The 11,467-nt window shown below is 56.7% G+C and carries 9 protein-coding genes; 8 read left to right on the plus strand and 1 reads right to left on the minus strand.

Translation table 11 applies throughout. From position 1 onward, the window contains the following. The 8 genes from HKN37_09020 to HKN37_09055 all read left to right on the plus strand — a co-directional run. Nucleotides 1–543, plus strand: a 543-nt coding sequence (locus tag HKN37_09020) for a glycosyltransferase family 4 protein (protein NNE46786.1), incomplete at its 5' end; no start/stop codon positions are given. Then, nucleotides 540–1,160: an acetyltransferase gene (locus tag HKN37_09025; protein ID NNE46787.1), complete on the plus strand. Its 621-nt coding sequence runs from the start codon at nt 540–542 to the stop codon at nt 1,158–1,160. The genes HKN37_09020 and HKN37_09025, both read left to right, overlap by 4 nt. Before the next feature lie 58 nt (nt 1,161–1,218). Next, a complete protein-coding gene (locus HKN37_09030) occupies nt 1,219–2,373 on the plus strand; it encodes a LegC family aminotransferase (protein NNE46788.1) in 1,155 nt (384 codons plus the stop codon). 23 nt (nt 2,374–2,396) lie between these two features. Further along, on the plus strand, nt 2,397–3,614 hold the full coding sequence (locus tag HKN37_09035) for a polysaccharide biosynthesis protein (GenBank protein ID NNE46789.1): 1,218 nt from the start codon (nt 2,397–2,399) through the stop codon (nt 3,612–3,614). A gap of 43 nt (nt 3,615–3,657) precedes the next feature. Continuing rightward, nucleotides 3,658–4,350 carry a sugar transferase gene (locus HKN37_09040; GenBank protein NNE46790.1) on the plus strand — a complete coding sequence of 231 codons (693 nt, stop codon included), beginning with the start codon at nt 3,658–3,660 and terminating at the stop codon, nt 4,348–4,350. Nucleotides 4,351–4,559: 209 nt separating this feature from the next. Next, nucleotides 4,560–5,855, plus strand: a complete 1,296-nt coding sequence (locus HKN37_09045; protein ID NNE46791.1) for a hypothetical protein — start codon at nt 4,560–4,562, stop codon at nt 5,853–5,855. A gap of 494 nt (nt 5,856–6,349) precedes the next feature. Beyond that, the gene (locus HKN37_09050) at nt 6,350–7,456 is read left to right on the plus strand and encodes an amidohydrolase family protein (protein ID NNE46792.1); all 1,107 of its coding nucleotides are present in this window, start codon (nt 6,350–6,352) and stop codon (nt 7,454–7,456) included. Nucleotides 7,457–7,541: 85 nt separating this feature from the next. Beyond that, a complete protein-coding gene (locus tag HKN37_09055) occupies nt 7,542–8,372 on the plus strand; it encodes a hypothetical protein (GenBank protein NNE46793.1) in 831 nt (276 codons plus the stop codon). 488 nt (nt 8,373–8,860) lie between these two features. On the opposite strand, the gene HKN37_09060 is transcribed toward HKN37_09055, so the two are convergent. Further along, a partial coding sequence (locus tag HKN37_09060) for a zinc-dependent metalloprotease (GenBank protein ID NNE46794.1) occupies nt 8,861–11,467 on the minus strand: 2,607 nt, incomplete at its 5' end.

Consider the following 11,467-nt stretch of genomic DNA (forward strand, 5'->3'; position numbering starts at 1 on the left):
ATCTATGTGGGCGCCCACGGAGTAGCCAATCACTTGATTCAGATGCTTGAGGCAGCGAGACTCCTCATCGATAGAAATGATGTGCACTTCGTGCTCGTCGGCACGGGTATGCAAAAGGAGTGGCTCCAGGAGAAAGCGCACGAACTTCAGTTGAATAACGTAGAGTTTGTTGATCCGGTGTCAAAGGACGAAGTGTTCAAATACATTGCAGCTGCCGACATTGGAGCGTCCGTGCTCAAGAAGGTGGATGCGTTCAAGACGGTCTATTCCAATAAGACCTTTGACTATATGGCGTGCAGCCGGCCTGTGTTGATGGCCATCGACGGTGTCTCCCGGCAACTTGTTGTCGACGCCGAGTGCGGCGCGTACGTGGAGCCCGAGAACCCGAATGATTTTGCAGAGAAGGTTGCTGCTTACGCCGATATGGACGTAGACATTCGACTCAAACAGGGGCAGGCCGGCCACGCGTATGCCCGGGCACATTTCGATCGCGATATGCTTGCGGAGCGGTACGTGAAACATCTCCAAGCGATTGCGTCATGAGGAAGGTTGTTCTAATCGGCTGCTCTGGTCACGCATACGTGGTCGCCGAGATTCTTAATCGCCTTGGTCGCTTACTCGCGGGGTATTGCGATCTCGAACCCCGGCCGGGCAACTACCTCGGAATTCCATTCCTTGGACACGAAATCAGTGAGGAAGGACTGGAGCACCTCCGTGACAATGACTATTTCGTGGCCATTGGCGACAACTACCGGCGCCAGCAGGTAACCGAGTCATTGGCAGAACGAGGTGTTTCGGTACCCCTTTCTATCCGACATCCGGACGCCGTCGTATCGTCATCAGTCGACATTGGCGCGGGATCGATGGTGGGTCCATCTTCCATGATCAATCCGTTTGTCAGAATTGGAGACGGTGTGATCTGCAACACGGGATGCATCGTCGAGCACGAGTGCGTCGTCGGCGACTTCGCACACATCGCACCCGGCGCAGTGCTTGCTGGAAACGTTCGCGTCGGCGAGTTCTCCTTCGTGGGCGCCAACGCCGTCGTAAAGGAAGGCCTCAATATTGGTGCGAACTGCGTTATTGGAGCGGGTTCTGTTATCATCAGAAATCTACCGGATGGCGCTAAGGTCGTCGGCAACCCGGGACGAATACTATAGTGGTGCCACCTCCGGCTCGAACGTCGTCCTTTCACTGAGTCCTTGACCGGATTATTCAATGATTCCACTGTCCGTACCACATATCGGCGGCAATGAATGGCAATACGTGAAGGACTGTCTGGATACCGGCTGGATATCGTCCGCTGGGTCTTATGTCGCGCGGTTCGAGGACGCAATTGCGGAATACACGGGGGCCAGGTATGGAGTGGCCTGCATGAATGGAACATCTGCCCTTCATTTGTGCCTGAGAATCCTGGGGGTGAAACGAGATGACTACGTCATTCTGCCGAACATTACGTTCGTGGCGAGTGCAAATGCGGTCAGTTATACCGGGGCAAGTCCGATCCTGATCGATGCCGATCCTCGGACATGGCAAATGGATGTAGACCTGCTGGAGGAGTTCCTTCACGATCGGACTCACCAGGCAACCGACGGCACGTGCATCCTCACGTCTGACGGCCATGCCATACGGGCGATAATGCCTGTGCACGTCCTGGGCAACATGGTCGATATGGACCGGCTCGTGCAGGTCGCGGAACGCTACGGGCTCACAATCGTGGAGGACGCCACAGAGGCCCTCGGATCCCGCCTTCGGCGCACGCATGCGGGAACGTTTGGTCAGTTTGGTTGCTTCAGCTTCAACGGTAACAAGATCATTAGCACCGGCGGCGGCGGCATGATCGTAACCGACGATGAGGCGCTCGCCAGTCGCGCGAAACACCTTAGCACGCAGGCCAAAGTGAGTGTTGACGACTACATTCACGACGAGACGGGCTATAACTATCGACTCGTAAATGTGCTGGCCGCCATCGGCGTTGCGCAGATGGAACAGTTTCCGGAGTTCCTTGAGCGCAAGAAGGCAATGGATAGTTTCTACCGGACTAGTCTGGCTGGCGTCGGAGACATCAAGTTCCAAACCGTGGCACCTGATGTAGATGCAAATTCCTGGTTATTCACGTTTGCCACCGACCACATGAGACCGCTCCTCCAATTCCTGAACGAGCGGGGAGTCCAGTCAAGGCCGTTCTGGATGCCAATGAACCAGTTGCCGATGTACAAGAATGCAGTCTACGTGAGTCAGTCGGATCATTCCGCCGACATCTACAAGCAGTGCGTCAGTATCCCCAGCTCTGTTGGACTGACAGACAAAGACATGGCGCTGGTGTCCGAGACAATCCGAGACTTCTACAAGAACATCTCAGAATCAACCTGATGGTATCGATCAAAAATGCTGGCATGAGTCGCTTTCGTCTTCAAGACTTTATCGCAACCTACGTCACCGAGCGCCAGGAGAGTCTCTTTGCGACCGATCTCGAGCGCAACCGGGACCTGCTAAATGAGAGAATAGGCGGCCGTTCCGTACTCGTGATCGGAGGGGCCGGAACAATCGGGTCGTCATTTATACACGCGATTCTAAAGTACCGCCCTCGCAGCCTGTATGTGATTGACACAAATGAGAACGGTCTTACGGAGCTCACTCGCGATCTCCGCAGCTCATTCGACCTGCAGATACCCGAAGAGTATCTCACATACCCGATTGACTTCGGTGGGCGTGTTTTTGAGAAGGTATTTCGCGACAAGGGGCCTTTCGACATCGTTGCCAATTTTGCGGCGCATAAGCACGTACGCAGCGAGAAGGATCAGTTTTCGATCGAGGCGATGATCGAGAACAACATTATCAAGGCAAAGAGGCTGCTGGATTTGCTCATTCCCTCTCCCCCGCAACATTTCTTCTGCGTGAGCACAGACAAGGCCGCGAACCCGGTCAATGTGATGGGCGCCAGCAAGAAGCTGATGGAAGAGACCATTCTGGCGTACTCGGCGGACATGCCTATCACAACAGCCCGTTTCGCGAACGTAGCCTTCAGCAACGGAAGTCTGCTGTACGGCTTTATCGAACGGATGGTCAAGCAGCAACCGCTTTCCGCTCCCCGCGACGTACGGCGGTACTTTGTGTCACCCGAAGAGTCTGGCCAGCTTTGTCTGCTCGCCTGCGTTCTGGGTGAATCAGGAGACATCTTCTTCCCAAAACTCGACCCGACGCAAATGAAAACATTTGCCGACATCGCCGTCGATTTCCTCCGGGAGTACGCAGGGTATACGCATGACGAATGCTCGTCAGAACAGGAGGCGCGGTCAGCGGCGGCGGAGTTGGGCCCGGAGTCTTCGACCTACCCGGTCTTCTTCTTTCAAAGTGACACTTCCGGGGAGAAGCCGTTCGAAGAGTTCTACACTCGTGCTGAGGTGATCGACGTCGAGAGGTTCAAGGAATTGGGCGTCGTCAAGAATGCGAAGAGGCGTAAACGGGAAGAGATCGAAAACCTGATCAAGCACCTTGAATCGCTCTTCGAGGGCGAGAAAACCACGAAGGCCGAGGTCGTTGAGGTGCTTGGTCATCTGGTGCCGGGATTCGATCATATTGAGACGGGCAAGTCGCTGGACCAAAAGATGTGAGGGCCCGCTTACCACGTCCAGTCTATCAGATTTGAATACAACGATGTACGAATTTACAAAGAGGGTCTTCGATGTCGTAGTGGCACTTGTCTTGTTGCTAGTACTGCTACCTCTCCTCCTTCCGCTTGTGCTGATATTGAAGCTGACGGACGAAGGGGAGGTGTTTTACTTCCAGGACCGAGTCGGATTCCAGAATCGAAAATTCAGCATATGGAAATTTGCCACGATGCTGAAGGATTCACCCAACATGTCCGGTGGCGAAATAACATTGCGCAACGATCCCCGCATTACGACTGCCGGCAAGTTTCTTCGACTCACCAAACTCAACGAGTTGCCCCAGCTTGTAAACGTACTTATAGGCGACATGAGTTTCGTCGGCCCGCGCCCACTCATGCCGGTGAGTTTTGAACAGTACGCACCCGAGGTTCAGGAACGTGTCTACGAATCGCGACCGGGGATCACTGGAATTGGTTCGGTCATATTCCGCGACGAAGAGAAGCTTGTGACAGACTCCGGGATGGATCCGCGTGCCTTCTACCGCGACTATGTCTTCACCTACAAGGGCGCACTCGAAATGTGGTATCAGGATCACAAGTCGCTGTACGTCGATCTCATGTTGATCATTCTGACGGCGTGGGTCATTTTCTTTCCCGAGAGCGCCCTTGCATACCGGGTTTTCCCCGACCTGCCTCAGCGACCAGGGGCCCTGTCACCGTCTCCTACCGGATCGAATTGAGCGTCCTTTAGGCCGTAGTCGTGCGCCGCCCCGGACCCCGAATCGCGGTAGCTGTGCGGCCACACCTGCTCACCGCGTCAAAAACACTCCCCACGCCACGTAGTCTTCCGTCCGGCCCAAAAAACAGGACGAAACGGCTTTTCTTTTGCGTATATAGCAGCGTCATTTACGTTGTCGAGAATTCCGGAACCACGTAAGGCGAGGCCGCCATGAACGCTCTATCATTGAATCCAGGCCACTTTCGCTCCATCGTCGGCAAACTTGCGATCGTCGCCATTCTCGCGACCACCACAGTGGGCTGTCTGCAGTCGACTGAACCCGATATCGACGGCGCGCGCGACGGGCTCGGCGAATTCGAAGGCCAGATCGATCCCGGCGCGAACGTCATTCTTCTCAAGCAACTCGAGATCGTCACTACGGACGGCATCCCTGTCCGGATCGAGCTCGTGGGTCGCTTCGTGAGACCGGCAACGGGATCCGGCGACGTAGCCATGGCCGTCGGCGTCCGTAACGTCGACCAACGTTCGTTGTACGCACCGGCCGAAATCGTTCTTAGCGGATTCCAGCCATCGTCCGTGGCCCCGGCCTGGGACAATCCCGATTGGACAACCTGCCCCGGCGACTCGACGCTTACGGTGGTCCCGTTCCCGGTCACCGATCAATGCTTGTATGGCTACAACTACTCTGAATTGCTTGGCGCCGATAACGTGCTTACCCCCGGCGAGCTGTCGGGCGAAAAGCTGATCGTGTTCATGGATCCCACCGGAGTTTCGTTCGCTTTCAATGTTCAGGCGCGATTCGGGCTAAGCCCTGACCGGCCGCGCATTGCCGGACTGTACTACTCAGACAACAACCGCAATGGCCGCTACGATGAAGGAGAGCCTCCCTTCGGAGGAGGATGGATACATGTGGCGGGTCCCGGTCTCTCGGATCGGGTCGTTTCTGTGGACGGCGACGGACACTACGCTATCCCAGTGCGTGAAACCGGCCTCTACAGCCTCTGGGCTATGCCGCCGCCGACGTTCGCACCCGTCGAACCCACAACGTCGAACCCACTCGAGGTTGTGATACTCGGGGGATCGGACGGAAACGTGCAGAGCTTCCTGCACGCCGACTTCGGCTGGACGAACTCGCTGCAATTGCCACCCGTGTATTTCATCGAATCGACGGACAGCCTCTCGCTCGACCAGTATGCAGTCGATGCCATCGATCTGCGCGCTCAAGTTCTTTCGCTCAGAGTCGGCTTCAGCGGATGCAGCCCGGATCACCCACTCAATCTGTACATGGTGGGTGGATTGATGGAGTCGTTCCCTCCTCAAGCACGGTTGATCCTCGATCACGACGACCGCGGCGAACTCTGCGACGCCTATTTCGAACGAGATCTGGCCTTCGACCTGTGGCCTATCCTTCGACTGACAACTGGACCGGATGGCCAGGTCATGCCCGTGATAATCCATTTCGAAGCCTGGGATGGCCAGACATACACGTTTGAGTTGAATCCGTAGGGCCCCAAACGACCTCGACGCGTACGGCGAACCGAATCAATACTAGCGGCGACTGCCAGACCTGCTTCAGGTATTCACGGGTTACCAGCGTTGCCGCCGACCCTTCACCGTGGCCGACACCACCCGCTTCGCAATTCCCAGCGATCCTCACTGGCCACGAACCTGCCCGTCACGCTTCGAGTGCCATAGGATCGCGGTCCTGAACCCTTACGGTGGCCGGCGATCATGAACCAGCGGGTGGTCGTGACCACGAATCCATTCTCGTCGTGACCCACAGCTCCGTAGACTGTGATGCCGTACTCTCGTGCTACGAGTCGACGATTTCGATTTCCCGAAACGGCTGACTGATGGGCCTCACCAGCCAACCCGCTGAGACTCAATTGCTGGTTGCGCCGTCGTGATGCCAACGGCTCCCTGGAGGTCATCGGCTCGAATCGTTCCTGAGACGGCACTAACTTCCACCATCAGTGCGCCACGACCAATTGGACAATCGTATGAGAATCAGCCTGCCGGCACTCCTTCTATCCTGCACGATGTTCGTTGCCGCCGCCTGCGGCCAGGAACAACAGATGTCAACCGAGGATTACGAGCCGCGATCAACGCTCGTGGTTCCGCAGCATGAAGTCACGAAGGCCCGCTACCCTTTCATTGAGGTCCACAGCCATCAATGGGGCATGGCTGATTGGTCAGCCGGACGTCTCGACACGCTCGTCTTGAATATGGACTCGCTGAATCTCGCGGTCTTGATCAACCTGAGTGGGAGGTCGGGCGAAGATCTGGTAGGCGCGGCTGAGAAAGTTCGCTCCACGTATCCCGGTCGCATTCTCCACTTCGCGAACATCAGCTTCGACGGAATCGACGAGCCGGACTGGGCCGAGCGAACAGTCGCGCAACTTGAACGAGACGTTGACAATGGCGCTGTCGGCCTGAAGATCTACAAGAGCCTTGGCCTGAGCGTCGTGGACTCAAGCGGTGAGCTTATTGCGGTTGACGATCCGCGGATAGATCCCGTCTGGAGAAAGTGCGGCGATCTCGGGATCCCCGTGCTGATTCACACGGCCGAGCCGGCCCCACTCTTCGAACCACACGATCGATTCAACGAGCGGTGGCTGGAGCTGAAGCAGCGGCCGGAGCGACATCGCCCGCCCGATCAGTATCCGTCGTGGGAGCAGATGATCGCCGAGCAACACAACGTATTCCGCAAACACCCCGAAACGACTTTCATCAATGCCCACCTCGGATGGCTTGGCAATGACCTCGGTCGCCTGGGACAACTGTTTGACGAACTCCCGAATGTCTACACAGAAACGGGTGCCGTTCTCGCGGAACTCGGCCGCCAACCACGATCAGCCCGCGAGTTTCTGATCAAGTACCAGGACCGAGTGATGTTCGGCAAAGACGCGTGGGCACCGGACGAATACCATGTCTACTTCCGGGCGTTCGAGACGGCTGACGAATACTTCGATTACTATCGCAAACGGCATGCACACTGGAAGATCTACGGACTGGATCTGCCCGACGAAGTCCTTCGCCATCTCTATTACAAGAACGCGCTGCGACTGATACCGGGCATTGACCTGTCCCTGTTTCCTCAGGAATAGGCTGTTTCCCGCCGTAGTTCGTCTCGTTCGTAAAGCAAACGCCAGATCACGTCGATATAAACAGACACGATCACACTTCCTTTCAATGCTCACCACGCGCATACTCTCGCTTGCGATTCTTGCGATCGCGCTTGTCAGCGTCAGCGGCTGCGACTCGACCGGCAACGCGAGTTCGGTGCTGGTTGCACCCACGCTTCGCGGACCTACGGAAGCCGCAAGTTTTCCCGCTCAGTCGCTGGTGGAGTTCTCGTGGGAGCCGGTCGATGAAGCATCGTTCTACGAAATCGCAATCGAGTACGACGACTATCCGTCAGCAAACGACGCTGAACTCGTTTCCGACACGGTGCATGTTGACCAACTGACCGAATTGGGAGTGGCCAGATGGCGCGTACGTGCACGCAATAGTGAGTCTGTTGGAATCTGGAGTGACGTGCGAACCATGGACGTCGTCGGTACACGCGTTTCCGTCACGGGAGAATACAACTTTCGATTTTCGACTGACGAAGCTACCGTCGGGCAGACTCTCGTATCGTCGTCGGATGAAGCGTTCGCGACCGTCTTGCTCGCCGAAATTCAAAACAGCGGCGCAACAGTCGGAGACCTGCGCGAAATTGCCGTCGAAGCCTTCGACGTGAGTATTGAGAATCCACCTGGCACTACACTCGACGACTTCTCCGAGTGGAAGATGTTGCTGACGCGGACCCCGGACGAGGAGATCATCGTGTCGATAACGGACCCGGCTCCCGCACTGGAATCCTCTGCCGTTACATTTCAGCAACCGGACAGCTGGCTTTCGCTGGCCTCCAGCGCACAGACGGTCGGAACGCTTTCACTTCGCACCAACCCCCGCACACCGCGGTCAACGGACGTCCATGTGAAGGCGGTTGTCCAGATGACCGCCGTCCTGAACCGCTAGTCGAAACCACAGCCGGTCTGCCAGATTGTGCCTGCAGGCCTGGGGTTCAGAGTCGGCTAGTAAGCCTGGCTCATCGCGGACGGAGTCAATCTCCATCCACGCGAGAGGGTTCGCGTGGAATTCCATACGACGTGTACCGATTCCGCGAAATCGGCCGCACGTCGCGCCATCTCCATAACTTCTCGCCTTGGTCTGACACCCTCGAAGAAGATGTAGCGCCCATCGCTGGTGCGTCGACATTGTCTCCGAAGATGTCCTCGCGGCGCCTTAACGATAATCGTGTAATTCATCAATCGTACTCCAATGACGTCGCCAATAATGCCGTTTCGTACGAATCGAGTGCGTTTGTGTTACACACTGGGCGGGGGCAAACCCTGTGCCCTGTATCACAGTTGGATCTCCCGCCCACGACGGTGCCGGGCCTGAACACAGAGAGCCCCACGCACAACGCACGCGGAGCTCCCTGATACGAGATCTTTGCAATCGCTCTACTTCGCCTTGACGGTCATGGTCACGTCGAGCATCTCGTCGATGCGAACCTTCGACTCCATCAAGTGCGCCCGCATCGTCCGATCCAGCGAGGACGACTGCAGCGCCTGGCCGATGCGTCCCGACAATTCGGTCAGCTCAAGTCGAGCGAGCGACCTGGCATCCTCCGGGGCCGGACGCGACGTCGGTGCTGGTCGGACATCCAGCATGATGCGCGTCAAATGATCGACGTACATACGCTGCAAGTTGCGGCGGAAGCTGTTGGCCGCCTGCGGCGATGACGGATTCTGCACCTCGGTCCAGATTTCAGTCGTCAGCTTGGCCAGGAACTCCGACACGGTGTAAACATCTGCGGGGGACGTTCTCACTCCGTTGTCGATCATCCTCGTTAACCGCCCGTTGTCCAGAAGCTCTCCCAGGATTTGAGCATGCCCGCCCGCTACCATCGCATGAATCGGAAAGTCGACCGGCGTCGATCTGTAGCCGGTACCCCAGTGCGACAAACGATTCGGTGCGAGCTTGTTAAGCAGCTCCGCATCGAATTCGAACGCATCCGCGTCAAACACATTGTCGGCGATGAAGTCCATCACCTCTCTCTGCCGAGCCGCTGACACCGGAGTAAACGGATCCCTGGCATTCGGGTCGTTCTTGTGATCGCGCGCGAAGTACAGTCCGCCAACCGTTTTCGTCAGCGGTACAGTGGAAAACACGCGCTCGAACACGAGTCTGCCTACCGCTCCGCGCAGACGCGAATAGGCGTCGCCGTCAGCAATCATCCGCTCTTCGATATGCGGCTGGATGCGGTCAACCAGTTCACGGCGACTCTGCGCAAACGCCATGGGATCCCCTGACAGATCCCATGCATTCGAACTGGGATCAACGCCCATCGGACCCAGGTGCGTATCCTCGTCGGTGTTGTACGCCAGCAACGGCTCTGCGGCCCGCGACGCTATGCGGCCGAGCATTGTTTTTTCCTGTTCGGCAGGAACCGCCATGCTTCCTGAATCGCCGTTCGTGCCGCCCTGCACCACGGTCGGCGAGTATCCGTACTGTATGGCCCACACGTCGTAGGCGCCAACCTCGACATTGTTGTAGTGGCCCTGCTCGGACGGGTTCACCGCAATATTCGTCGGATTGTAATCCATCACCGATGTGGCCAGACCGTTCTTTCGAACAAAGTCCTTGTCGTTCAGTCGATCGAACGGCACCGCTGACGACGATTTGAAGTTGTGCCTGAGTCCAAGCGTGTGACCCACCTCATGCATGATCAAGTCCTTCAGCGCCTCGCCAAGGACTTCATCAGGTAAAGGCTTCGCGCCGTCAACTACACCCAGTGCTGCAAGCGCCGCATGCTGCAGGCCCAGTTGATGACTCTTGCCCATTTCAGCAAGGCACATACGCTCTGCTATTCCGGGTGGAAGAAGCGTCTGGGCCTCCTCCGCCGCACGGTACCTGTCGAACATGGTCTCTGGCGCGATCATCTGTGCATACTCGTTCGCCCAGCCACGAACGAACGTCGACGAAATAAGAATGTCGGCATTCAACAATTCACCGGTGCGCGGATCACTCTGTGATGGGCCAATTGCATAGCCCATCGAATGGGCGGCCGTCCATCGCACCGTCGAATACCTGATATCTTCCGCGCTCCAGTTAACACTATCGGGTGGCGCGTCTTTCGCAACGATCGCATTCTTGAATCCCGCCGCCTCATAACCCTTGTTCCACGCTTCGATGCCCGCCTTCACGTACTTCCTGTACTCGTACGGCACACTCCGATCGACGTAGTAGACGATGGGCTTGACCGGTTCGGATATCTCCGCGGACGGATCCTTCTTCTCCAGGCGCCACCGATTGATATACGCTACGTATGGCGAGTACTCGCGATCGCGGGAGAAATCCTTGACGGCATCCAGGAAGTAGCCAACGCGATCATCCCCGAGCCGCGGCGTCATCGGATTCTCGGGTAGATCGAAAATCGAATAGCGCACACCCACCGGAATAGATCTGAAGTCAGACACCCCCGCCGAACTCGCCGCCGGGGGATCATTCGCCTTCAGTGTGAGAAGCGCATCGATCTCGACGTTCTTCGGAAAGCCCTGAACAACATCTACATAGCTCCGGCTCTTGTCGAACGATACCGGTTTCTTGTTGAAGTACGGTTTGACCTGATCCGCGAGTCTGGCATAGTCAGAAACGAAGAAACTCGTTGCGTCAATCAGGAGGGCTTTGCTTGCACTGTCTTCGCTGGCGATGTCGAACGCAGACACAATCGAGTTGCCCCGGTTGTCGTTCAGCGAGTTCTCCATCGGTGAGCCCTTTGCAGCTTTCAGACGGTGATTCACATGAACCAGGTAGATCTTGTCGCCATGACGCTCAAAGCGCATGAGTCTGGTATCACTCAACGGAAGGCCGTCGTGCAGGTTGAAAACGCCCACTCCGCGAGAGAAGTGCATCACAAGACCGAATTCCTTGTCCAGTCGAGCAGGCGGAATCTCAACGTACAAGGTGTTGTCACGCTTGAGATGGGTCTTGAAGAATCCGTCCGTTGCCTTCGTGTCCTCCAGGACATCCTTCCACGGCTTGAACGGGGGCTTCTTGTCGTCCTT

It is taken from the genome of Rhodothermales bacterium (genome assembly GCA_013002345.1).
Lineage (GTDB): Bacteria > Bacteroidota > Rhodothermia > Rhodothermales > JABDKH01 > JABDKH01.